The following is a 24093-nucleotide window of genomic DNA, read 5'->3' as shown; positions in this document are numbered from 1 at the left end:
AAGAATCAGGACAATATTGTCCTGATTTTTGTTTGATATCAAAACCCGCGAAGCATTGTTTTCCTATCATGATGATTTCACATCTAAGTCAGTGTGGCTTTATGCAAATCATCGACAAAACTGCGGCCCTTCGGGTCCCGCCATTCTTTCGGTTAGCCTTTCGACCATTTTTCCTTTCTGCCAGTCTCTTTTCTGTCCTTGCGATGGTGGTGTGGGCTGCATTCTGGTTGGGCAAGACATTCGTCCCCCTCTATGGGAATCCGGTGTGGTGGCATGCCCATGAAATGCTGATCGGATTTACCGGCGCAATTATTGTTGGGTTTCTGCTGACGGCCGTTCAAAACTGGACGGGGATCCCCGGGGTGAATGGGTGGAAACTGGCGTCTGTTTTCAGCTGCTGGTTGATTGCGAGAGTGATGCTGCTGCTGTCTCATCCACATTGGCTCTGGATGATTGCCGACCAACTTTGGATCGTGCTGGCGATCGTGTTTTTGGCCGTTCCGATTCTGAAGCAAAAGCAATGGCGGAACCTCTTTTTCGTCCCTCTGCTGGCCTTGTTGATTGCCCTGAATCTCATGATGCATTTTGCAGTTTTGGGTTGGAGTTCCACAGAATTCAGCGTGGTTTCGCGACAGTTAACACTGCTGATCGCTGTGATCATGATTGTTATGGGTGGGCGGGTCATTCCGTTTTTTACCGCAAGAGGAACACAGACAGAACCGATATCACGTGTTCCCTGGCGTGAACTTCTGGCATTAATCCCGGCCTGGGGAGCGCTCATTGCAGGTCTTGTTGGCCAGTCTGTGGTACCGCCTGCATGGTTTGGCTGGATCTGCATGGTGGCTGCCATTGCACAGATACCGCGGGTGATTCGTTGGCGCACGCTTCAGACTTACAAAGAGCCCTTGCTCTGGTTGCTTCACTTCGCGTATTACAGCACGATTCTCGGACTTTTTCTGATAGGGCTGTCATCAGTTGAGCCGCAACATGCCAGTGATAGTGTTGCCTTACATGTTTTGACCGTTGGCGGTATCGGCGGCATGATTCTGGCGATGATTGTCCGGGTGTCTCTGGGGCATACGGGACGAAAACTCCAGACCGGGTTGATGATCCGCGTTGCATTTTTCACGCTGATCATCGCGATGTGTTTCAGAACGATCGTGATTATCTTCATGCCTGGCATGATGATACATGCCTTTGTTCTTTCCGCGATTTTATGGGCTGTGGCTTATGGAATATTCGTGCTTTGTTTCTGGCGTGTCTTAACCCGGGCCCGTCCGGACGGAAATCCTGGCTAGCAGGACACAGATTGTCGATGACAGTCTCTGCCAGAGTCGATAGAATGTCGCTCCTTTCAATGTGAGCGACAGGAGCCGTAATGTTTGGTGACTCATCTATTTCTCTGACCCACGAAGAACAGCAAAAAGCGGCAGAACGAATTCATGAGCTGATGGCACAGGGCATCAGCAGCGGTGAAGCAATCCGGGTGATTGCAGAACAGATTCGTCAGGAAAAGAGTGGCGACAAAGACGCTGAATGATCAAAGAAAGGGCTTGAATACAAGCCCTTTTTGATCTTGGTGTTTATTGGCACTGCTAACGGTCAGTGTGACAGATCTTCATCGTAAATCGTTGGGATTGGACGACGCTTGTGTTGTGTCGCCTGATAAATCCCAATCAGTTTTTCTGTCACATGGTCACTGACCGGCTTCCCTTCAAGAAAATCATCGATCTCGTCGTAAGTCAGCTGTAAGGCTTCTTCGTCTGTTTTCTGTGGCGTCAGACATTCCAGGTCCGCCGTCGGAACCTTGTGAACCAGTGACTCTGGCGCGCCCAGATAATCCGCTAACTGACGAACCTGGCGCTTGCTCAGGCCAAAGAGTGGTGCGAGGTCGCAAGCGCCATCTCCCCATTTGGTATAGAAACCTGTGATATTTTCAGCGGAATGGTCTGTCCCTAACACCAAACCGTTGACTAGCCCTGCGATCTCGTACTGGGCAATCATTCGTGTCCGTGCTTTGACATTGCCTTTCACGAAATCCACTTTACTGTCGTCTGCAGGAATCAGAGCAGTATGGGCTAAAGCGTCCAGTGTTTCTGCATGTGTGCCGTCTGCACCTGGCTTGATATTGACGGAAACGGAATGTGTTGGCTGGATGAAACGAAGGGCGAGTTGCGCTTCTTCTTCATCTTGCTGAACACCATAAGGCAAGCGGACCGCAATGAACTGGTAATCTTTGCTTTGTGTTTCTTCGTTCAGACCATTGATGGCGAGCTGCGCAAGACGACCGCAGGTTGTGGAGTCGACGCCGCCACTAATCCCCAGGACCAGGTTCTTGCATCTGGCTTGCTTCAGTTTCTGTTGAATGAATGCAACGCGGCGCTGAACCTCAAACTCGGCATCAATGACCGGTAGAACCTGCATTTCTGCACGGATAAGCTGTTCCATGACATGAATCCTCTTCGCTTCGGCCACTTTCTGAACAGTCAGTGTAAAAAAGTGGTGAGAGCGTAAAATTATATTAACCCTTTGATGAAATCATGCGATAACTCTAGCGTTGGATCAATGATGAATCGTGAAGAAAATGGTATTTTTTCTTTCATTCACCGAGGTAAAAGAGGTAATCGAGATATGGCAAAAAAGATTGCGGTGTTTGGCAGTGCATTTAATCCGCCCAGTTTAGGCCACCAATCCATTTTGGAACGATTATCGCATTTTGATCAGGTTTTATTATTACCCAGTTATGCGCATGCGTGGGGTAAAAATATGCTCGATTATGAGTCTCGTTGCAATATGGTGCATGCTTTTATCTCTGATTTATCTTTACCTAATTTATCGCTGAGCCGTCTGGAAGAAGAGATTGCTTTAAAAGATCAACCCGTCACAACCTATGATGTGTTGAATACGCTGCAAAAGATAGATCCTGAAGTGGAGCTGACTTTTGTCATTGGCCCGGATAATTTTCTCAGTTTTTCAAAGTTTTACCGGGCGAATGAAATCCTGGCGAAATGGCAGGTATTGGCATGTCCCGAAACGGTGCCGATTCGAAGTACAACGATTCGTGATAATATTGTCAAAAATAGGCCAATTTCACACTTAACAACGCCAGGTGTCGTTAAAATAATTCACTGCGAGCGTTTTTATGCGCATTAATTTGGTTAAAAATAAATCAATTTATTTTTTCTGTCGCCTTCACATTCTGGGTTAGACAACAATATTGAGGGTGATTTGTGGCCGCTTATCGTCGGAAATTTCATGACGCTCTATTGCATATAGGGCTACTGTTTTTTTCGTTTTCTGCAAATGCGTTACCTTGCCATTATTACAGTCAGAATCAGTTAAAATCGATGCCCGAAGATGAGCGCGGTGCCTATTTACTGACGTGTGTTCATCCGATGGACGCAGGCAAAGGTGCTGCTGCGTCAACGCAGGCAAGAATGGCTGGTGCAGATCGCATGCGTTGGGACATTGAACATGAGGTGATTCAGCGGTCCTTCTGGGATGACTGGCAAGCACAAAACGGTGACCCGTTGCTGAAAGACAATTCGTCCTCGGCTTTTTATGGCCTGGGGCTGTGGATGCCGAAGAAGTATGAAGATCTGGATATTCTGACCTTTGAAGATGCTAAAGAGTGGGTCAGAAAACATGGCCTTCTGATGAGTGTTGGTTTGGGGGCAAATGATGGGGCTTCAGCGAAGTATCGTCTGGATTACATGTGGCATGAAGATGAGCAGGATGGTGTGATGTTTCAGATTGAAATTCCGATACAGTAAACACCATTTTTGACAGAAAGCCCCCGAGTTCAGTAAGAAAGTCGGGGGCTTTCGCGATATGGAGCAAAAAAATCAGAAATGCTTGCCTGTCAGGGTTTGGCCTAACGCCTGAAGATGGTCTAATTGGCAGTGCAGTGTTTTGGCAATTTGCTCTGCTTTTCTGCCTGAGCGGGAAAGTTTCAGGGCTTCCCGGACCAACAGACAAGCTTCCAGTTCATTCACACTGATTCCCAGTACAGACTCAATGGCAGACAGTGAATCCTTGCTGGACGGCTGCGTGCTTTCCAGCAATGCGGCGAGTGACGATTGCTGCTGGCGTGTTAATGCCGGGCAAATTTGCTGTGTCGACGGCTTGAAAACAGCCAACTGATCTGCGACGACCGCCAAAACGTGGCTTTCAGAACTATGCTTGCTTTGAACAGGCAGTGTTGAGAGTCGGTTTAACTCATCAAGCAACGCCTGAAGAAGCGGGCTCACGGTGATAAAACCGGCTTGTTCCGGGTAGGGCAGTGTCAGTCTGGCTGAGAAGTCAATTCTGTGGTAGCGACACCCCGGCAGGACAGTCAGGGCATGCAGGCAATCAAACGGAAGCCAGAAGCCAGTGCCTTGTGTGAGGGCAAATTCATGTTTACCGAGGCGTAACAGTGCAACACCGTGTTGGATGGCGATCAGATAAGCTGTGACATTTTTTTTCCGAGCGCCGACAAACAGCTGAGAAGGTTCGTGCTGTGTATATTCAATAGCCTGATTCATGGGGTACCTCTGATAAAAGCCTGCACATAGTCTTCGGTTTTATCTTTCGGGTCAAGAACCAGTGACGGACTGCAGGCGAGAGAGATTTCGATTGGTCAGACCTCCAACCATCTGAGTGTTTGTGGCTGATCATTGGGTAAACCAACAATTCTGCGTAGAATAGCGCGGTTTTAAACTAGATGAAGCAAAATAGTGCAAACAAATAACGATATTTATAAAGACATTCGCCCGTACAATGATGATGAAGTCAGTGAGGCGATTCAGCGATTGATCAATGATGATGAGTTCATTAACGCCATTCTGAACTACCGTTTTCCGCAGTTGTCGGGCGTGTTTGGTTGGCTGTTGCGTCCACTGATTCAGCGTTTTCTTGTCCGGAAATGGTCAAGTGTCAAGACGGTTGAAGATGTTCAGTTACAGGTTGCGAAGTATATGGCGGCGACCATCGAACACTCCTGTGACGGTGTCACACATTCTGGTCTGGATAAACTGGACCCAAATCAGGCTTATCTGTTCATTTCAAACCATCGTGATATTGCGATGGATCCGGCTATGGTGAACTGGTGTCTGTACCACAATGGGATGAATACAGTTCGTATCGCGATTGGTGACAATTTGCTGAAGAAGCCTTGTGCGACTGAGCTGATGCGCCTGAACAAGAGCTTTATTGTCAAACGTTCTGTAAAAGCGCCTCGTGAAATGATGAAAGCGCTCGGCTTGCTGTCGGACTACATTGCAAATTCCATTGAAACCGGCCATTCAATCTGGATTGCTCAGAAAGAAGGACGTGCGAAAGATGGCAACGATAAAACAGATCCGGCATTGCTGAAAATGTTTTACATGGAAGGCCGGAAGCGGAAGCAGTCTTTCGGAGAATTCATGAGCCAACTGCATATTGTGCCGGTGGCGATTTCTTACGAGAATGATCCCTGTGATTTGGCGAAAGCCAAAGAGCTGGATGCGAAACGCACCACGGGCATGTATGAAAAAGGTGAGTTCGAGGACATTGAAAGTATCGTTCAAGGGATCGTAGGCGAGAAACGCAGAGTCCACGTCAGTTTTGGTGATGTGATTACCCAGCCGTTTGAGTCCCCAGAAGAATTGTCTGAAGAAATTGATCGTCAGATTACGGATATTTACCATCTTTTCCCGGCCAACTTGATTGCTGCCGGTGTGGCTGATGATTCTGTGTCTGCGGATGAAAAAGATAGATTTAACGCGAAACTGGCCTCTCAACCTGAGGGTGTCGCTGACATTATTCGCCAGATGTACGCATTCCCAGCGTTGAAAAAGTCACAATCCTGATTGGTTGTTGCTCAGACAATCAACGTATTGCTTTGTGGTCAGAACGGATTGCTATCTGTCGATGCATCCAGAGTTCTGACCACAGTCTCCGGCGAAATCAACTCAACGCGGCTGTTCGATCCCGAGGAAGCCGGGTCGCCCTGTCCCTGCGCGACAACTTGTATTCTTTCTTCTTCAATGCCAAATACTGAAGCGATGTAGATGGCGACGGAGAACGCACGTTCATAAGACAATGCCATATTGTCTTCTTCGTTATCACTTTCAGAACTGTGCCCGATGATGATGACATTACTGTCTGGATGGCGTCTCAGCCGGACTGCGATCGGATCGATTTTTAACTGTTCAGACTGGGTAATCTCAAAACTGCCTGAGTCGAAGTAGATGGTCTCCCGAACTTCGGGGATTTCTGCCAGGATGACCTGAGGTGGCGGTGGTGGTTCTGTTGTTCCAACTTCTGCGGCTGGTGTGGTCGCTTCTGCTTCAGGTGGCGCTTCTTCCTGCTGTGTTGCACAGCCGATGAAAAGGAGCAGCATCATCATGATGAAGATGTTGCGGAGCAATGTTTGTAATCGACAACGATCTGAAAACATGGTCGGGCACCTGACTGAACTTCCTATAGGTGTAGAACAGTCCGCCCGAATCCACAACTGCAGAACTAAGACGCAACAGATGCTTTAGTGCTTGGTTGAAAAGGATGGCTCGACATCCAGTTTGCCATGAAGTCTATAAATGCGCGGACCTTGGGCGCCAGATATTTGTGACGTGGGTAAACGGCATACATCGGCAAGGCGAGCTCAGGTTTCCAGTCCGGCATGAGCTGAATCAGTTGATCTGTATCGAGCTCATCATGAATGAGATAGGTGGCCAGATAGGCAATGCCGGCGCCAGCCTTTGTGGCTTCCAGCACAGCCGGCGCGTTGTTGATGCGATAACTGCCCGCAACACGGACCGATTCACGCCCACCGTCTTTCATAAAATCCCACTGAACATATTTTCGTTCACGGCTTTCATAGGTGATACAGTTGTGCTTGCGCAGATCTGCCGGCGATTCGGGATGACCGTAGCGCGCAATGTAGTCCGGGGAAGCAACAACCATGAACTCACAGTCCACTAGTTTTTTGGCAACCATGCCTTCCGGCGGATGCTCGTGAATCGCCAACCAGCAATCAAACCCTTCTTCAAGCAAGTTAGGACGGTGATCGAACAGACTGATTTCCAGTTCAAGATCCGGATTTGCTTTCTGAAATGCGACCATGGCGGGTGTGATATTGGTATTGCCAAAGGATTGTGCAACGCCAACGCGTAATACCCCTTTGATTTCATTGCGGTAACCTGCCACCATGGCCTCAGCTTCTTTGACTGTGTCGAGCAGTTGCTGGCCAAACTCGGCATATTGCTGGCCGATGTCGGTGAGGGCGACAGTCCGTGTACTACGCTGAACGAGCTGACAGCCCAGTCTTTCTTCGAGGAAGCGAATCTGTTTGCTGACCTGGGACTTGGAGATTCCCAGGCGTTCTGCTGCTCGGGTAAAGTTTTGCTCGTGGCTGACGGAGGCCAGAATGACCATTTGTTGTAAGTTATCCAGCATGAAAACGATCCTGAAAATGGACTCATGCGCATTCAAATGAGGGGTGCGCTTGTGAAAATTGACTTGATTGTTTTCTAGTGTAAACAATCAAGTCAATTTTCGGTAGCAATACTTCGCTCTTCCTTGTTGAATCACGTGATGAAGTTTTGATAAGGATGAAATACGAGAAAGCAAAAGAAGAAGCCTTTAACGCACTATAACTTTATTCGTATGGACCCTAAAAAATAGTGTTGTGCAGGGATAAACAAACACAACACCATCTCCTCAAACATCAGCAGATCAGATTTGAATCACCAATGCATGGTTCTTGATTTTGAGCTCAGGACGGGCTGTCTTCAACAGAGATTGTTTCAAGTCATCTTCCTGAAGTTTGTAGACAGGAATTTTTAATAAGTACTGGCCAACGATCTCAATGAGTGGGGCAAGTACCTGGCTGCTGGAGAAAGGGCCCAGTGTGTTGGGGGAAATGTCCAGAGATTCAACCTTCAGGTTGTTCAGGTAAACAGCACCTTCACTTTTGTCGTAATAGGGGATCGCACTAAAGTTGACGTGAATGGCAACTTTCTGCTGAGGCTGTCCTTTGATACTGATATCTGCTTTGGATTTTGCTTCCAGGTTGATGCGATCCGTGTCTGCACGACCAATACCAACTTTGATGTCGTTGAAGAGAACATGGGCTTGTGCAAAGCCACCGAAGCCAACTTTTTGTTCCACTCTGGCGTTTTTATCCAGGTAGTTTTGGACTTCTTGCTCTGTAATGCTGTAACTGGCACAAGAGGACAGTAAGACGACAGAAGTTATCAATAAAAGTTTTCTGAGAATCATGTTTACTTCACTGCTGTAATACAAAAGGGATACCCCAAATTATGGGTAAGATAAAGGGGCCTGCCAAGCATCTTAAAACGACGCGTTGATAGGATGTCAGCACTGCGTGAAAAGCGCAAAGAAAAGCCTGACAAAATTTGCCAGGCTTTCGGGATCTTACGGCGAATCGCGCGTTAAGCGGTTTCGGAGAACAAAATTTCCAGGCTGTAGTTTTCGCGCTGCAGCGCATTCTTCAGCTTGCTGAGCGAGCTGACTTGCAACTGACGGATCCGTTCACGCGTCAGGCCAACTTCTTCAGCAACCTCCTGAAGGGTTTGAGCCTCGTATCCCAGCAGGCCAAAACGACGACAAAGGATTTCTCTGTCTCTTTCGTTCAGGGTTTTCAGCATGGTGACCGCCAGTGCATGAATATCTGACTGATCCAGTGAGGTATCAGGTGAAGTGATATTCGTATCTGCGATAAAAGAAGCAATTGAATTCGAATTACTGTCATCCGACAAAGATTGGTCAATAGAAACAACAGGGGTGTCGTATGACAGAACCTCAGAAATCTCTTCAACGGATTTCTGCATTTTCTCAGCAACCTGCTCATGCGTGGGTTCCTGATTACTGTTTTTCATCAATTGCTTGTGTGTTCTCAGAATCGTATTGATTTCTTTTGACACGTGCACCGGCAGGCGAATGGTACGAGCCTGATTATGGATTGCACGCTCAATGGTTTGCTTAATCCACCACGTGGCATAAGTTGAGAAACGGAACCCTCTTTCCGGATCAAACTTTTCAACTGCGGTGATGAGGCCAATGTTTCCTTCATCAATCAGATCGCTGAGTTGCATCGTGCTACCGCGATACTTTTTGGCGATACTAACGACAAGGCGCAAATTACTTTCGATCATGACTGCTTTCGCACTTGGGTCTCCCGCCAGACTTTTACGGCTGTACTGGATCTCCTCTTCTTTAGTCAGTAATGATTTGTGAGAAATTTCCTGCAAATACAAATGAATTACATCAGTATCAAAGCTACTTACTTCCTGTGTATTGACATCCATATCGGGTCCCCTCTACAAGATTTGAGCAAGTTTACTAATTGTTGGTTTGTTAGTTGTGGTGCTTCTTGTTGCAGTACTTTGAAACACTAACACACAGATCGCACACAATCTATTCACAGGAAGTACAAAGTTGCTGTAAAGGTATACTTATTTGTTATTAGTGCGGGCAAAAAAAACAGGTTTGGTTCTTATATGGAATAATTTTGAGCCTTAAAAGTATGCTGTGTGTGATTGCTTTCAGGATGAGACGCTTTCTGCTTGATTTTTTCTGGCGAATGATGCTCTATAACTCGTGTTTTCTTAAGATTCTCCGCGCTTTCATCCGGGATGTTTTTGGAAGTCCTGAATATCAGTCTTATTGAGAATGCTTATCATAAAAGTGAGGAATGAAATGGATTTACAAACTTTATTCTTATTCGCATTAGCCTCTATCAGCTTAAATTTAGTCCCAGGGCCAGATGTGATTTACATTGTTTCAAACGCGATGCGAGGCAAAATGCGCTCTGGCATTCAAGCCGCGCTTGGGCTGGGAGTCGGGTACATGGGGCACACCTTTGCTGCTGTACTGGGTCTTTCAACACTCATTCTGAATTCTGCACTTTTATTTAGTGTTGTGAAATATTTAGGTGCGGCGTATCTGCTTTATTTGGGTATTTCTTCAATAAGAAATAGTCTGAATGGAAAAAGCCGCCTGATTGCTGCGGAATCTATCAGCCAGAGTTCGAATGTTTTTAAACAGGGCGTGATTGTCAGCATTTTAAATCCGAAGGTTGGTTTATTTTTCTTGTCCTTTTTACCGCAGTTTATTGATGTTCAAGCCGGTAATGTGACCATGCAATTGATGATTTTAGGGTGTGTATTCAGTGTACTGGCCACTGTGATTAACCTGCTGTATGCCATGTTAGGTAGTTTTGTGTTCGGGAACCCCAAAATGTCGGGTTATACCAAAGCGATTGAAGGTGTATCGGGCGGGCTTCTGGTTGCACTGAGTGCAAAAATTGCGCTGACGCAACGTTAGAATTGGGGGAAGTAATGTCGAAAGAATCCTGTTGTGTTGTATTGACGACTTTTACAGATGAGACTGTGGGCGAGCGATTAATTCATTCTTTATTAAATCAGAAGCTGGCTGCCTGTATCCAGGTTCAGTCGATTGACAGTTTTTACCATTGGAAGGGGCAGGTTCAGTCCGATCGGGAAAAGCTGGTCGTCATCAAAACAACCCGCGAGAAGTATCCGGCGGTTGAAGCAGATATTCTGGCGAATCATCACTATGAAACACCAGAAATCATCTGCTTACCGGTTGAAGCCGGTTATCATGCTTATCTGGATTGGATTCGACAGGAAACCCAATCCGGCGGTCAATAAGCTACATTGAGGAATAGTTGGGGCCGCTACCACCTTCCGGCGGCGTCCATTGTATGTTCTGAGACGGATCTTTAATGTCGCAGGTTTTGCAGTGAATACAGTTCCCGGCGTTGATTTGAAAAAACGGCCCGTCCTTCTTCTGAACAATCTCATAAACGCCTGCCGGGCAGTAACGCTGGCTGGGTTCATCATAAAGCGATAAATGTGTGCTCGTTGGGATTTGCGCATCTTTCAGCAGTAAATGACAGGGCTGATTTTCTTCATGTTTGATCGTCGACAAAAAGACCGATGAAGCTTGGTCAAAGCTTAATTGGCCGTCGGGTTTGGGGTAATTCAGGGGCTTCACCTGATCGATTGTTTTTAACTGCAGATGATCCGGTTGATGATCTTTGACAGACCAGAGCGGCTTTTTCAGAACATTAAACTCCAGCGTTGCTAAAGCACCGCCCAGTACTGGTCCAAATTTATGGATTGCCGCCCCGAAATTCCGGGCCTGATATAACTCTTCCTGCAACCACGAAGCTTGAAACCGGGCTTGGTAGTCAGGCACCGAGTGGGCATGACCTGCAATCAGCGCTTCAAAAATGGCTTCAGCGGCCAGCATGCCGGATTTCATAGCGGTGTGAGACCCTTTAATTTTTGCACCATTTAAAGTCCCCGCATCACATCCTACCAGCAGCCCGCCAGGAAAACTCTGTTCCGGAAGTGAATGATATCCGCCTTTCGTGATGACTCTGGCACCATACGCAATGCGTTCTCCCCCTGAAGGATAGAGGCAAATCGGGGGTGGTGTTTCATCTGTTGAAATTCATCAAAAGGGCTGAGGTAAGGGTGGCTGTAATTCAGGTCAATCACGAGGCCAACGGACACGAGATTCTCTCCGAAATGGTACAGAAATCCACCGCCGGATGTTCCGGTCTGAGTTAACGGCCAGCCGGTTGAATGCAAAACGAGCCCCGGCTGATGTTGCTGTGCAGGGATCTGCCAGAGCTCTTTAAAGCCAATTGCATAGTGTTGTGGTTGTTTGTTTTCATCCAGCTTGAAACGCTCGATCAGGGCTTTTCCTAAATGACCGCGAGCACCTTCAGCAAAGATGGTGTATTTTGCTTCAAGAATAATTCCGGGTTGAAATCCCTGTTTTTCATGGCCTTGTTTATCCCGGCCCATATCTGTCGTGATCACACCTGCGACAGCCTGCTGTTCATTGAAGTAAAGCTCGGCTGCAGCGAATCCGGGAAAAATGGCGACACCCAATGCTTCGGCCTGTTGCGCCAGCCAGCGGCAGAGTTCTCCTAAGCTGATAATATAATTGCCCTGATTATGCAGGGGAGCGGGAACGAATGCGGCGGGCATTTTGATCTGGTTGTATTCGTTGGTCAGCCAGTAAAACTGATCGTCTGAGACGGCCGTATTTAACGGTGCGCCTCGCTCTGACCAATCGGGGAACAGTTCGTTCAGTGCTCTTGGCTCAAACAATGCGCCAGACAGAATATGCGAACCCACTTCCGCGCCTTTTTCAATCACACAAACTGAAATTTCCTGTTGTTGTTCTGCGGCCAGCTGCATTAGTTTACAGGCAGAGGCCAAGCCTGCCGGTCCTGCACCGACAATGACAACATCAAATGCCATACTTTCCCGTTCCATCCCAACTCCCTGATTTACGCAATATTATGAATAACTGTAGTCCAGTTGACGTAAACGTAAACCCGAACCACACTCATTTGAAACGAAGAGAACGATCTGATCGGGATTGATCGATGGAATTTGTATCCGCGTTCAGTTGTGGTTTTGTTAAAACATCATGATTTACAAGGAGTTGCTTGTGAAGGTCTTGGTTGCAATTAAACGGGTCATTGACCCTTATGTGAAAATTCGGGTGAAATCAGATGGCTCTGGTGTGGAGCAGAATAACGTAAAAATGGCGATGAACCCATTTTGTGAAATCGCTGTTGAAGAAGCAGTTCGCTTGAAGGAAGCGGGAATCGTTTCTGAAATTGTTGTGATGTCTGCCGGAGAAGCTGTGTGTCAGGAACAGTTACGCACAGCGCTTGCTCTAGGAGCGGACCGCGCGATTCACGTTGATGCACCAGCTTCCATCGAGCCGCTGAATGTCGCGAAAATTATTCATGCTGTCATGAAAACAGAATCGCCGGAACTCGTGCTACTGGGAAAACAGTCGATTGATTCAGATAATAATCAGGTGGCACAAATGCTGGCAGGCTTGGCTCATTTGCCGCAGGGAACATTTGCGTCGAACCTGAAAATTTCGGAAGGCCATGCAGAAGTTGTCCGAGAAGTCGATGGTGGTCTTGAAACGTTAAAACTGAAATTGCCAGCAGTGATCAGTACCGATCTCAGGCTGAATGAACCACGTTATGCTTCACTGCCAAACATCATGAAAGCCAAGCAAAAACCAATGGCTGTAATGACGCTGGAAAATTTAAGTGTGACGTTGTCACCTCATCATGAAGTGCTTGAAGTTATCGCACCACCTGCCCGAAAAGGGGGAATCAAAGTCAGTTCTGTGAGTGAGCTGGTCGACAAGCTCAAACATGAAGCGAAGGTGATCTCATGAGTATTTTGATTATTGCGGAACATCATCAGCAAATACTGGCACCCGAGACAGCCAAAGTAATTTCGGCCAGTCAGGCGATGACCGGAGAATGCCATGTTTTAGTGGTCGGGCACCAATGTCAGTCTGTCGCAGATACCGTGAGCCATTTTGAGGGCGTGAACAACGTCATTCTGGTTGATCACCCGGTTTACCAGCATTGCCTGGCAGAAAATGTGTCTGAATTAGTGGCAGAGCTTTCTGCGGATTATTCTCACATCTTGATGGCGGCCACAACTTCTGGAAAAAATATTCTCCCCAGGATCGCGGGTTTACTTGGCGTGGGTGTGCTTTCTGACGTGATCAGTATTGAGTCACCCGACACGGTTATTCGGCCAATTTATGCAGGGAATGCGCTCGCAAAAGTGAAATCATCCGACTCAAAAATATTGATGACGATTCGCGCGTCTGCATTCGATGCTGTTGCGAGTGCGACGCATCCAGCGGAAATCACCTCTCTCGACAAAGTGATTGAAAGCCCGCTTTCTGACTATCTCGGTCAGGAGGTGACTGAAAGTGACCGACCAGAACTACCGGTTGCAAGAGTGGTTGTGTCCGGAGGCCGGGGGTTGGGTGACAAAGCGCACTTTGCACTCATTGAGCAACTGGCGGACAAACTGGGTGGTGCGGTGGGGGCTTCTCGTGCTGCAGTCGATGCCGGATTTGTTTCAAATGATCTTCAGGTTGGGCAAACCGGGAAAATCGTTGCGCCGGAGCTTTATATCGCGGTGGGTATTTCCGGGGCCATTCAGCATTTAGCCGGCATGAAAGATGCGAAAGTCATTGTTGCGATTAATCAGGATCCGGAAGCGCCAATCTTTGAGATTGCCGACTATGGATTAGTGGGAGATTTATTTGAGATCTTGCCTGAATTGATTGAGTCCGTCTGATAACCTCAACATAAAAGACGCCCGGTCTTTCCAGAGCCGGGCGTCTTTTTGCAATTAACGCATGCGGAAAACTTCGGTTTGCTTATCGTTCTGCACTTCAGCGAAGCTGCGAACAAAAGGCCCTTGTGCTTTAATCCGCGGAGAAAGCATCTGAACTCGCTGTTTTGCTTCTTGTTTCGTCGCAAAATCGCCGTAAATTACGGCATACCAGCTTTTACCCAGACTATGTTTCCAGTTCACCCAGATAGGGTCTTGGCCCGGAATCTCGCGTAAATAACCTCGAATATCACGCTCTTCGCTTAAAGCCAGTACCTGAATGGTATAGCGATTCGGATCTAAATGTCCGTAAGCTTCTTCTGTGGTCATTTTCCCAACGCATTGCCCGGTGTGATATTGTGGGGCAGGCTGTAACGCACAACCACTCAATACAGACAACGCTAAAATCATTATGATTTTTCGCATTCTAATTCTTCTCCAATTCCAGTCCCTGTCACCAACAGGCGGCCAGTCTAGCAGGAAGATAAACACGAAAATGGAGAAAACCCTAAATTAGCGGAGAGTTTGGTGTTTTTTACACCAATAATGGATCAGAAAATCAATGAACGACTTTATTTCAAGGTGATGGTATTTCTGAATCGTCAATGGCAAGATGCGCGTTAAGAAATTGATTCATATCGTATCATCTGAGGAAAAGTAAATGGATTTTATCTCTGATGCTAAATTTTTAGCCATCGGTCCTGAATATGTTTATTTGCGAGAATTTGACCAAAAGCTTTATCGAGCATCAGATTTTACCGATGCCGGAATTCACATGCCGGAAACGATCCAGCGATCAGTGCCCAAACGGCAAGCGGAGTTCCTTGCCGGACGGATTGCTGCGCGAGATGCCCTGCAGGCCATGGGGATTGAAGCGGATAAGCAGATTCCAATCGGAGAGCAACGTGCGCCCGTTTGGCCTCAGCATGTGGTCGGCGCGATTTCTCATCACGATACCATGGCAATCGCGCTGACCAAACCTAAAACAGACGGACAAATCGTTGGGCTGGACATGGAAAAGTTAATTGATGCTGCTCACTGCCGTTCACTAGAGAATATGTTGCTGACCCCAAAAGAGATGCACCGTTTAGAGGTTCTGGATGTGCCTGTTGCCGTTCAACTGACGCTGACATTTTCTGCCAAAGAAAGTTTATTCAAAGCCATCTATCCTGAAGTTCGTCAGTATCTGGATTTTCTCGATTCAGAAGTGATTGCTGTCGATACGGCTGCGCAAATCATTAGTCTTCGGATGACCCGGGCAGTCGGTCAAACCCAGTTCCGCTCCCAATATGATGTGTACTTTCGTCTCTTTGACAATCAAATTGCAACCTTGCTGATTTAGTTCATTCGTTTCTTTTGAAGTGTATTCAGCGGATTACATTTTCTCTGGCTTTTCTTGCCACGATTCTCTGTTCCTGAGCAGAGGATGAGATTATACTGTTTGCATGTACAGTATTAAGGGTAGGGAGGCACAATGGCAGTATTACCTCTATTCATCGAACCGGTGCGTTGTGGCTTTCCGTCTCCGGCTGAAGGGCATGAAGAATCACTGGAACTGACTGAGTATTTGATTCGGCACCCTAATGCCACCTTTGTGCTCAGAGCCGCTGGCGATTCAATGACAGGCGCTGGTATTTATGATGGTGATTTATTGATCGTCGATCGTGCAGAAGCGGTATTGCCTGGTCGAATCGTCATCGCCAGAATTCATGATGAATTTACCTGTAAGCGACTGATCCGAAGAAATAATACATGGTGGTTGAAAGCTGAAAACGCCAGTATGGCACCGTTTCCAATGCCAGAAGACTCTGAAATTTTTGGTGTCGTCACACGCAATATTCATAATCTTCTGGAGCGCTGATGGATACGATCAAACCGGGAAAACAGGGCCAGATCTGGGCACTGATCGATGCCAAAAGTTTTTATACGGCTTGCGAACAGCTCTTCGATCCTCAGTTAACAAACAAACCCGTTGTTGTTCTCTCTAACAATGATGGCTGCTGCGTCGCAATCAACGAGCAGGCGAAAGCACTTGGGATCAAGCGCGGCGCGATCTGGTATAAAATTGAACGGGAAGCAAAACGACTGGGTGTGGCAGTCCGCAGCTCGAACTACACACTCTATGCAGACATGAGTAAAAGATTCATCGATGAGCTGGCCGAATTTTCACCTCAGGTTGAACAATATTCGATTGATGAAGCCTTCATCCGATTAGATGGACTGGCACCTGAAACCCTCACGAATTATGGCAACAATATCGTGAATACGATTCAGACCCGACTTGGACTGAAAGTGCGCGTGGGGATCGGGACCTCTCCGACACTGGCGAAATTAGCCAATCATGCTGCGAAGCAGTTTGAAAGACGCGTCAATGGTGTGATTCATATCCAAACGGAACAACAACGCCGCTGGCTGCTGGAAAGGACAGATATTCAGGATATCTGGGGCATTGGTGCCCGATTGGCAACCCGTTTAAAAACAAGCCAAATTCACACTGCCTGGGAACTTGCCAGCCAGGATTCCGCTGCCATGCGACGTTTATGGAATGTTGGTCTGTCACGGACAGTGATGGAGCTGCAAGGTACTGCCTGCATTGAGCCGGGAGACGTTGATGAAGTCAGAAAGCAAATCATGTCGACCCGCAGCTTTGGCGTTGGGATCAAGGACCTTCAGGAACTTCAGTCTGCACTCGCTTTTCATTGCCACCGCGCAGGAGAAAAGCTGAGAAAACAGGGGAGTCAGGCGGCAATTGTGGGGGTATATATTCGGACGAACCGTTTTAAACAGCTCCCACAACATAACAAAAGCAGTGCTGCTGCGTTAATCTGTCCAACCCAAGACACTCAAAAATTGATCATTTCTGCCCAATCACAACTTGAAAAGATTTACCGGCCGGGCTATTCCTATCAAAAGATAGGTGTGATGTTGGATGAACTCAGCCCGGTGAGCGAAAACAAACTTCAGCTGGATATGTTTAACGGAGAAGCGCTCGCAGAAGCCAAGCGTCGGGATCTGATGAGCATCACCGATAATCTAAACATCCGCTATAAGAACGGACTAAAACCTGCATCCGTGATTGCAACATCGAATTGGCACATGCGGCAGGCGTTTCGTTCCAATCGGTGGACAACAAGAATCGATGAACTGCAAATCGCAAAATGCTGAGAAAGAGAGTGATCGGTTTCAACAAATCAGGGAGAAAATTTATCGTTTTCCGAACCACTGACATAGCTTTTGAGTGGTGTTGTAGGCATACCTTAAATACGACAACAGAATAGGGAAGCAAGCAATGAAGAATTTTTATGTGAATGATCATGCACAAAATTCTGGTGAGCACGAAGTGCATCAGGATGGCTGTACCCATCTGCCTAAATTAGAAAACCGAACCTACCTGGGGCTCTATCCAGATTGTGATGAAGCCTTGAAAGAAGCGCGGAACATCTATGCGCATGTTGATGGTTGTTATTACTGTTGTAACGCTTGCCATAATGGTTGATGAATGAAAGCCCGCATGGCGGGCTTTCGCAAGTTTTAGGTTTTGGTCTTGATCCAAACAACAACAGAGGCAATGGTAAGAATAAAACTGTATAAAATCCTCCGGTTAGGTTTTTTGAAAACATTGAGTAGAGTAGTCATAGATACTCTGTTTACGTACCGATGTTTAGCGACAAACAGCGAGTATTCCAGAGTGTCACTGGGGAATTTAGGAAGAAGAACGATGCGCATCTTCTGCTTCAATTTCGTTTAAGATATAAACATCTAAAGGCTGAAACCCCTCTATGTTGTCGTAGGTCATTAAACTTTTCATTTTGTGCCTGTCTTGATGAGGTAAACCAAGCATATGACCAAATTCGTGAGCAAGTGTCCAAATCCAACTATTTTCATTTGTCATTATTCTGTTACCAATTGAGATTAGTCCATCACGCTCTGCGGCAGCATCAGCAGGCATTAATTCATTAAAATCGAACAGTAAATCTGGATGCCGATTAACATTTGCAGGATTGAATGTAACTTGTTCTCTGCTCTTGTTCAATCTGTCATAAAATTTATTAAGCCAAATGGCGACTGTGTCTAGATGTTTAGTTGCAGTCGTTAATTGATTTGTTATTTCTGTGCTTAATTGACCAAGAAGGTTTCCATTAGAAAATCCATACGTCACTGTGCCAGATAGATTCATCTTCGTCGCCATAGGCGTTAAACTAAAATTGTAAAAACCACTTTGACTAGGATCAAGAAGAAAGCTTTCCTCAAGGGAAAATGTACTATTTCCAACATTGTTTTTATCCCAGTAGAAGTATTTCTGAATTCTACCAAGGCGAGATCTTTCCGTGTGTAGTGATGAAGAAAACGGGAGCCTTGACTGTTTGATGGAAATTTCTCCAACACCAGAGTACATCGCTGTTTTTGAACATAAGCGAATCTCCACTTTTGAGTGTGGCTGAGAAACACGAGTCGGACTTTCCCCAGGAATTACGACTGAGACTTTGTAGTTCGTGTCAATATTAGTTGTAGGAGAATTGAATGCCGGGGTCACATTGACTTCACCCGTAGAATTCTTAAGTTCATTACCATCGACAATAATTGTTAAATCTGCGAAGTGTTCTAGAAACTGGCGTACAGAATAATACGTTAAATTCTGTACATTATTTAGCTTCATGTAAAATTCAAGTAGCTGACCACCTGAGCCATTTTTTGAAAAAAACAAAGCCTGCTCTGAGTCGGAGGAATTACCCAGTGAATTAGTTACTAACCAAGTAAATAGGATTTCATGATGCATTGTATTAAAAAGTGGTAACAAGGGGATTGGGTTTGATTCCGACATGATGAAATCTCCATTCGTTAAATTTGGATATTAAAAATTTGCAATATGATTCACCGACAATAATGGTTCAATATACATTAGAGTTGGTAATTTCTAATATAAAATATGCGGTATGTGGCACATATTTACAGAAATGGAGATAGGAATCTTAATGTGTGTTCACTGGATGTGATCTTAAATCGATAGACGATATGCGAAGAGGCCCGAGAAAGAGCTATTGGCGCACTCCTCAAGGCAATGTTCAGGGTTTCCAGCTGCCGGATAGCCCGGTGCTGGGCGGTCCGCTTAGGGGCGCTCTTGCTGCGGCTTCGTTTCTGTTGCTGCTCGAACTCCTCCTGCTTTGCCTGGGCAAATTTCAAAACCGCACCCAGGCGCTTGTTCTCGACGACTTGCCCCTGGTCTACGTCGGCCAGTTTATCGAAGATTCTGAATTCTAACTTCCGGTGGCCATACTGGATGGCAATGGTGCCGTCAGGACGGTCGAGCACCTTGACCACCTGGTTAACCAAGCGCTGGTTTTCTTCTGTTGGGTCAATAAGATAGACAACCTTGTCATACTGAAATGTCAGTGATTTTGAGAGCTTACGTAGCTCTTGCCAGGCAAAAATGTCATTGAGCTCTTCAGGCGATTCCCGCAAAGGCCGGTGCATGTCCTTTGGATACCGTGGAGGCTTGGCAAAACGACGGTTGAAATCTGCAATGAAGTCGGGGAGCCATGCGTTGGCTTGCTCAATCGTATCAATGCTTTGCAGACGCATTTCTTTGACTAAGCGATCCTGTAACGTTTTATTCGCCCGCTCAACGCGGCCCTTGGCTTGCGAACTGTTGGCGCAGATCAGCTCGATATTGAGATCCTTCAGCACCCGGCCAAATTGGGTCAAACGCTCAGTGTGGGCATCGCGCTTGCCAACATGGAAAACTGCATGCCGGTCGCTATAGAACGCGGTCGGTTTACCGTGTTGTTCGAGATATTCACGGGTAGCCGCCATATAATCGAAAGCCGACTCAGTGTCACTGAAGCGCAGGTTCATCAGGCGGCCAGTGGCATCATCGATGTAAACCAGTAAACAACATTTAGGGCTGCGGCCTTCGAACCAGTCATGGTGGGAGCCGTCAATTTGAACCAATTCACCCAGGCAATCACGACGATGACGAGGCTGGTAGACGCGTGGCTTGCGTTTGGCATGGGGAACCCAAAGACCGTCAGCGATCATCCATTGGCGCAGGGTTTCAACGGAAACATGGATGTCATGATCCTCGGAGAGTTTTTCATGAGCCAATGTCGGACCGAAGTCGCTGTATCGCTGATGGAGCAAAGCCAATGTCTGTAATTTTAATTTATCATCATGGCGATGATTGCCTGGTTGGCCACATTTTAATGAAACCAAACCAGCAGCGCCTAATTCAATGAAGCGTTTGACCAAACGATAAACTTGGCGCGGGCTCAGTTTAAGTAAGCGGGCAGCCTCAACACCGGTGAGCCGTTTGTCACAGATGTCTTGGATGAGCTTGATTCTCAGTAATTCACTGTCAGTCATGGTTAATAGCATCCACGGGCTCCAAACACTGTTAAAGAAAGCGTGTTTTGAAGCTAGAACAACATGACATTTCAATCTGGCTCAAACCTGACATTTCTAACTAGATCTTACAGATTCAGTACGCATAACATAGATTATGTTAAATGTAGTGTCCGGTAGCTCCATTATCAACCGTCTTTGGGAACCCCGCACTTGCTCTTTTTAAGCATGACGTCGTTGAAAAACGAGCCATTTAACCATAACGCTGATTTACCATAAAATAGGTAATTAACACTTTATTGAAGTTCTGCTGCAAATGGTCAGTTTGCCTTGTTCTTCAAAGACAGTGTAATTACCTGGAACAAACGAACGGCAAAATGTTCGTTTGTCTTCATATTTTATTCGTTCACAATGTAAATTTCAGGCTGTATTGGTTTAGGTAATTGGTGTACAGCCCGATGATGCTAGCATTATAGGTCTGGCCAGCAGGCGAACCGTTCATAAGATGCGTGCCATTCAAAGCTTGGTCTGAGTACTGAACTGCTTCCGCTGAAACCACAGAATAATAACTGTTTTGCCTGATCAAGTTACCTAAAATAGTACAAATACCGTTAATCGTGAATGAACCATCAGCATTGATGGTCCATCAGTCCTGAAGTATTCCATTGTATGACCGATGGATTTCGCAGAATCCATCAACAGCAGCGCTTGATGTAACAAACTAAACCTGTGTTTTAAAGCCCCATCATATGGGGCATCACTTGTCGCGTCAGATTGGAGCGTGAGTTAACCGCCTGCGAGTTTTACGGTATGGCCTTTTTTCTCAAGTGTCGTTTTCAGCAGGTCGCGCTTGTCGCCCTGAATCTCAATGCTTCCGTCTTTCACGGAACCACCGCAACCACAAACCTTTTTGAGTTCTGCGGCCAAAAGTTTGAGTTCGGTATCATTCATATCAAGCCCGGTGACAATACACACGCCCTTCCCTTTACGGCCTTTCGTCTGTCGCTGGATACGAACGACACCATCTCCTTTGGGGCGCTCTGGTGCTGCTTTCTCTTCTTTGATTCGACCCGTTTCTGTGGAAAAAACTAAACGGCTGCTATCACTCATTGCAAAATGTCCTACTGGCCTGATAAAAAATGTGACCTGGTCTTCAGGATGAATATAGATGTTTGCGACCAGGCTGAGCCAGAATAATATCAATAAATAGGTACCTAACGGAAACGCATATGATTCGTAACGTAATTTTTGACTTTGGTGGTGTGCTGTTCGAGTGGAACCCGCGAAAGATTGCGGAGACATTCACTCAATCCAGCTACGAGCAAGATCTGTTGCTAAACAATGTGTTAAAGCATACCGACTGGCTCGATCTGGATCGTGGCACGATGTTCATGGCGGAAGTCATCCCTAAGTTTGCTGCCCGAACCGGTTTTCCTGAAGCTCGTATGGAAGACTTTATTCATCATATCCAAAACAGTTTGCACCTCATCGAAGAGACAAAAGCGTTGTTGGATGAGCTCATCGCGAAAGGCTTTCATGTCTACTATCTTACGAACATGAGTAGCGCCTTCTTTGATACGCTTTACGACAAGCATGATTTTATTGATGACTTTCATGGTGGCTTGGTTTCTGCCAGAGAACTGCTGTTGAAACCGGAACCTGCTATATTCCAACGATTTATGGAAAAGTATGGGCTACAGCCTGAAAGCTGTTTCTTCATTGATGATAATACGCCGAATGTTGAAACGGCCAGACAGCTTGGTATGGCGGCATTTCACTTTACCGCTACTGAGGATTGCTATCGTGACATCCGCTCAATTTTGAGACTGACGCACAATTAGCTGAATCTATGCTTACCAGGTGATGGCTTTGACAATTCTCTGAACAACAATGAATTTTAGATAGATAAAGTGGCCACTTTAGACAAGTGGTTTTTCTTGGAGGTTTTGTGAAGAAAGTATTGATTCCATTTATGTTTGTCGTCTGCGCTTTGAACAGCCCTTTCACGACAGCTGAAGAAGGAAAAAGCCGGCCTCAGGAAAAGAAGTCGATTGTTGGGCAAGTCGAAACAATTCAAATCTCAGATCTTGAAATGCAGTATCTGGCCAGAATTGATACTGGGGCGAACACGACGTCAATCAATGCTTATGATATCCGTGTCTTGGGTGATAAAAGCGACGATATGCGTGAAAATCTGGGCAATATGGTTGAGTTTACGACTGAAAATGAGAAAGGTGAAAAAGCGACCTATAAAGCAAAAATTGTAAAGGTCAGCAAAATTCGAAATGCACAGGGTGTTGAGCGTCGCTATGGGGTGAAAATGGACCTGAGCTGGAATGGTGAGCATAAACGCATCACGGTGAACCTGAGAAACCGCAGCAAGCTAGAATATAAGCTGCTGGTTGGCCGTAACTGGTTGATGGGCGATTATCTGGTCGATGTCGAGAAATCAGACGACGACGATTAACCTGTCTGATTGTAAAGCGTCTTTATCGAAATGAGATACCGACTTGATTGATTCAGTCGGTATTATCTATAGTATTAGTGTTCAATATTTCAAGTTATAGTGCGTTAGTATGAAAAATATCCCTGCGATTCAAGACGAATCAAAGCAACGAGCAAGTGTCCAAAAATTCTCTGTGCCAATCGAGGATGTCGAAGCGTGGCGTATATTGACGCATCAACAGTACTCTGCCAATACACTACTTGCCTTTAAAAATGACTGGAACCATTTTCTTGAGTTTTGCCTGGAAACAAAAATGGAGCCGCTGCCCGCTGCAGTGAAAACTGTGCACGAATTTATTGATCGGATGGCACAGAAAAGGAAACTCGCCAGCCTGAAGCGTTACATTGTCACCATTGGATTAGTGCACCGCTGTCATGCACTCCCCGACCCCTGTCGGCATACAGAAGTCAGGCTCGTGCTGAACAAGTATCGAATAGAAAAGCAGGATGATTATAAAAATGCTGCCGCCTTTCGGGATGACCATCTTCAGCAATTGCTGGATGTTTTTGCGCTCGCAACCAAGCCCAAAGATGTCCGTGATATGGCCATATGGTCGGTGATGTTCGAAGCCATGCTGAAACGTAGTGAGCTCGCAGCATTAACAGTCGAAGACTTGGAAATCGCCCCTTCCGGATTAATTTCTTTGTTCGTCAAAGAACACCGCATTGAATTGAGCAGCCTGGCATCGCAAGCACTACAACGCTGGCTAATCATAGGTAGCCTTGATAGCGGCATATTGTTCCGACGCATCGACCGCCATGGAAATATTGGCGATCAGGCATTAGACCATTCATCAATCTATCGTGTCTTCCGCCGTGCTGGCGACGAGCTTGGCATCAGTCACGAGACGATATTTTCCGGACAATCCCCTCGGGTTGGCGCAGTGAAAGATCTCTCAGATGCAGGGGTGACCATCCACGAGATTCAATCTCAGGGGCGCTGGAAAAGCCCTGCCATGCCCGCTCAGTATGCGGGTCACAAAGATAAGCATGATACTGAAATTGCCCGGTATGTAAAAAAGAAACCCTGGGAAAGGTAAGTCAGCGAAGAGGA

Annotated in this window: 25 protein-coding genes and 2 pseudogenes; 16 read left to right on the top strand and 11 right to left on the bottom strand. The window is 46.4% G+C overall.

The features are described from left to right. The first annotated feature begins 68 nt into the window (after positions 1-68). Both KDD30_RS20055 and KDD30_RS20050 read left to right on the top strand, forming a co-directional pair. Complete coding sequence (locus tag KDD30_RS20055; protein ID WP_249199434.1) at positions 69-1298, top strand: NnrS family protein; 1230 nt, start codon at positions 69-71, stop codon at positions 1296-1298. 80 nt (positions 1299-1378) lie between these two features. Further along, complete coding sequence (locus KDD30_RS20050) at positions 1379-1540, top strand: YoaH family protein (RefSeq protein ID WP_211651736.1); 162 nt, start codon at positions 1379-1381, stop codon at positions 1538-1540. Between the two features lie 62 nt (positions 1541-1602). On the opposite strand, the gene nadE is transcribed toward KDD30_RS20050, so the two are convergent. Further along, the gene (nadE, locus tag KDD30_RS20045) at positions 1603-2448 is read right to left on the bottom strand and encodes an ammonia-dependent NAD(+) synthetase (protein ID WP_211651735.1); all 846 of its coding nucleotides are present in this window, start codon (positions 2446-2448) and stop codon (positions 1603-1605) included. Between the two features lie 183 nt (positions 2449-2631). On the opposite strand from nadE, the gene KDD30_RS20040 reads away from it, so the two are divergent. Further along, positions 2632-3153: a nicotinate-nicotinamide nucleotide adenylyltransferase gene (locus KDD30_RS20040; RefSeq protein WP_211651900.1), complete on the top strand. Its 522-nt coding sequence runs from the start codon at positions 2632-2634 to the stop codon at positions 3151-3153. Positions 3154-3266: 113 nt separating this feature from the next. Continuing rightward, complete coding sequence (locus tag KDD30_RS20035) at positions 3267-3773, top strand: hypothetical protein (RefSeq protein WP_211651734.1); 507 nt, start codon at positions 3267-3269, stop codon at positions 3771-3773. Positions 3774-3845: 72 nt separating this feature from the next. Here the strand turns inward: KDD30_RS20035 and KDD30_RS20030 are convergent, their stop codons facing one another. Further along, positions 3846-4526, bottom strand: coding sequence for an AraC family ligand binding domain-containing protein (locus tag KDD30_RS20030; RefSeq protein WP_211651733.1), 681 nt, complete (start codon positions 4524-4526; stop codon positions 3846-3848). Positions 4527-4718: 192 nt separating this feature from the next. Here KDD30_RS20030 and KDD30_RS20025 point away from each other — a divergent pair, with 192 nt between their 5' ends. After that, on the top strand, positions 4719-5831 hold the full coding sequence (locus KDD30_RS20025; RefSeq protein ID WP_211651732.1) for a 1-acyl-sn-glycerol-3-phosphate acyltransferase: 1113 nt from the start codon (positions 4719-4721) through the stop codon (positions 5829-5831). A 38-nt stretch (positions 5832-5869) separates the two neighbouring features. On the opposite strand, the gene KDD30_RS20020 is transcribed toward KDD30_RS20025, so the two are convergent. The 4 genes from KDD30_RS20020 to rpoS form a co-directional block, all read right to left on the bottom strand. After that, positions 5870-6421: an OmpA family protein gene (locus KDD30_RS20020; protein WP_211651731.1), complete on the bottom strand. Its 552-nt coding sequence runs from the start codon at positions 6419-6421 to the stop codon at positions 5870-5872. 65 nt (positions 6422-6486) lie between these two features. Next, positions 6487-7419: a LysR family transcriptional regulator gene (locus KDD30_RS20015; RefSeq protein WP_211651730.1), complete on the bottom strand. Its 933-nt coding sequence runs from the start codon at positions 7417-7419 to the stop codon at positions 6487-6489. A 279-nt stretch (positions 7420-7698) separates the two neighbouring features. Beyond that, the gene (locus KDD30_RS20010; RefSeq protein WP_211651729.1) at positions 7699-8244 is read right to left on the bottom strand and encodes a DUF1439 domain-containing protein; all 546 of its coding nucleotides are present in this window, start codon (positions 8242-8244) and stop codon (positions 7699-7701) included. A 173-nt stretch (positions 8245-8417) separates the two neighbouring features. Continuing rightward, positions 8418-9293: an RNA polymerase sigma factor RpoS gene (gene rpoS / locus KDD30_RS20005; RefSeq protein ID WP_211651728.1), complete on the bottom strand. Its 876-nt coding sequence runs from the start codon at positions 9291-9293 to the stop codon at positions 8418-8420. Between the two features lie 391 nt (positions 9294-9684). On the opposite strand from rpoS, the gene KDD30_RS20000 reads away from it, so the two are divergent. Both KDD30_RS20000 and cutA read left to right on the top strand, forming a co-directional pair. Beyond that, a complete protein-coding gene (locus KDD30_RS20000) occupies positions 9685-10311 on the top strand; it encodes a LysE family translocator (RefSeq protein WP_211651727.1) in 627 nt (208 codons plus the stop codon). A 14-nt stretch (positions 10312-10325) separates the two neighbouring features. Continuing rightward, positions 10326-10658 (top strand): divalent-cation tolerance protein CutA, encoded by a 333-nt coding sequence (gene cutA / locus KDD30_RS19995; RefSeq protein WP_211651726.1) that lies wholly within the window; start codon positions 10326-10328, stop codon positions 10656-10658. Position 10659: 1 nt separating this feature from the next. Here cutA and KDD30_RS19990 read toward each other — a convergent pair. Further along, positions 10660-12302 (bottom strand): annotated as a pseudogene (locus tag KDD30_RS19990) (electron transfer flavoprotein-ubiquinone oxidoreductase). 178 nt (positions 12303-12480) lie between these two features. Here KDD30_RS19990 and KDD30_RS19985 point away from each other — a divergent pair. Together KDD30_RS19985 and KDD30_RS19980 are read left to right on the top strand one after the other, a co-directional pair. Further along, a complete protein-coding gene (locus tag KDD30_RS19985; RefSeq protein ID WP_211651725.1) occupies positions 12481-13233 on the top strand; it encodes an electron transfer flavoprotein subunit beta/FixA family protein in 753 nt (250 codons plus the stop codon). Then, the gene (locus tag KDD30_RS19980; RefSeq protein ID WP_211651724.1) at positions 13230-14159 is read left to right on the top strand and encodes an electron transfer flavoprotein subunit alpha/FixB family protein; all 930 of its coding nucleotides are present in this window, start codon (positions 13230-13232) and stop codon (positions 14157-14159) included. Before KDD30_RS19985 ends, KDD30_RS19980 begins: the two co-directional genes overlap by 4 nt. A 54-nt stretch (positions 14160-14213) precedes the next feature. On the opposite strand, the gene KDD30_RS19975 is transcribed toward KDD30_RS19980, so the two are convergent. Continuing rightward, a complete protein-coding gene (locus tag KDD30_RS19975; RefSeq protein ID WP_211651723.1) occupies positions 14214-14621 on the bottom strand; it encodes an SPOR domain-containing protein in 408 nt (135 codons plus the stop codon). Positions 14622-14856: 235 nt separating this feature from the next. On the opposite strand from KDD30_RS19975, the gene KDD30_RS19970 reads away from it, so the two are divergent. The 4 genes from KDD30_RS19970 to KDD30_RS19955 all read left to right on the top strand — a co-directional run bounded on the left by KDD30_RS19970 (position 14857) and on the right by KDD30_RS19955 (position 17691). Beyond that, complete coding sequence (locus KDD30_RS19970; RefSeq protein ID WP_211651722.1) at positions 14857-15537, top strand: 4'-phosphopantetheinyl transferase; 681 nt, start codon at positions 14857-14859, stop codon at positions 15535-15537. Positions 15538-15669: 132 nt separating this feature from the next. Further along, a complete protein-coding gene (locus KDD30_RS19965) occupies positions 15670-16056 on the top strand; it encodes a LexA family transcriptional regulator (RefSeq protein WP_211651721.1) in 387 nt (128 codons plus the stop codon). Continuing rightward, a complete protein-coding gene (locus KDD30_RS19960) occupies positions 16056-17360 on the top strand; it encodes a Y-family DNA polymerase (RefSeq protein ID WP_211651720.1) in 1305 nt (434 codons plus the stop codon). Before KDD30_RS19965 ends, KDD30_RS19960 begins: the two co-directional genes overlap by 1 nt. A 124-nt stretch (positions 17361-17484) precedes the next feature. Continuing rightward, positions 17485-17691: a hypothetical protein gene (locus tag KDD30_RS19955; protein WP_211651719.1), complete on the top strand. Its 207-nt coding sequence runs from the start codon at positions 17485-17487 to the stop codon at positions 17689-17691. A gap of 207 nt (positions 17692-17898) precedes the next feature. On the opposite strand, the gene KDD30_RS19950 is transcribed toward KDD30_RS19955, so the two are convergent. From KDD30_RS19950 to yciH, 3 genes and pseudogenes are all read right to left on the bottom strand, one after another. Then, the gene (locus tag KDD30_RS19950; RefSeq protein WP_211651718.1) at positions 17899-19017 is read right to left on the bottom strand and encodes a hypothetical protein; all 1119 of its coding nucleotides are present in this window, start codon (positions 19015-19017) and stop codon (positions 17899-17901) included. Between the two features lie 230 nt (positions 19018-19247). Then, positions 19248-20555: pseudogene (locus tag KDD30_RS19945) on the bottom strand (ISNCY family transposase); the annotation flags it as partial. 765 nt (positions 20556-21320) lie between these two features. Next, the gene (yciH, locus tag KDD30_RS19940; RefSeq protein WP_211651899.1) at positions 21321-21644 is read right to left on the bottom strand and encodes a stress response translation initiation inhibitor YciH; all 324 of its coding nucleotides are present in this window, start codon (positions 21642-21644) and stop codon (positions 21321-21323) included. Between the two features lie 119 nt (positions 21645-21763). Here yciH and KDD30_RS19935 point away from each other — a divergent pair, with 119 nt between their 5' ends. From KDD30_RS19935 to KDD30_RS19925, 3 genes are all read left to right on the top strand, one after another. Then, entirely contained in the window at positions 21764-22375 is a 612-nt protein-coding gene (locus KDD30_RS19935) for an HAD family phosphatase (RefSeq protein WP_211651717.1), read from the top strand. 107 nt (positions 22376-22482) lie between these two features. Further along, entirely contained in the window at positions 22483-23001 is a 519-nt protein-coding gene (locus KDD30_RS19930; protein WP_249199433.1) for a RimK/LysX family protein, read from the top strand. Positions 23002-23110: 109 nt separating this feature from the next. Further along, the gene (locus KDD30_RS19925) at positions 23111-24079 is read left to right on the top strand and encodes a tyrosine-type recombinase/integrase (RefSeq protein WP_211651716.1); all 969 of its coding nucleotides are present in this window, start codon (positions 23111-23113) and stop codon (positions 24077-24079) included. Positions 24080-24093 lie beyond the last annotated feature (14 nt).

The sequence above is a fragment of the Photobacterium sp. GJ3 genome, from assembly GCF_018199995.1.
Classification (GTDB): domain Bacteria; phylum Pseudomonadota; class Gammaproteobacteria; order Enterobacterales; family Vibrionaceae; genus Photobacterium.
The sequence above is the reverse complement of the archived record's forward strand: the minus strand, read 5'-3'. Positions and strand labels throughout refer to the sequence as shown.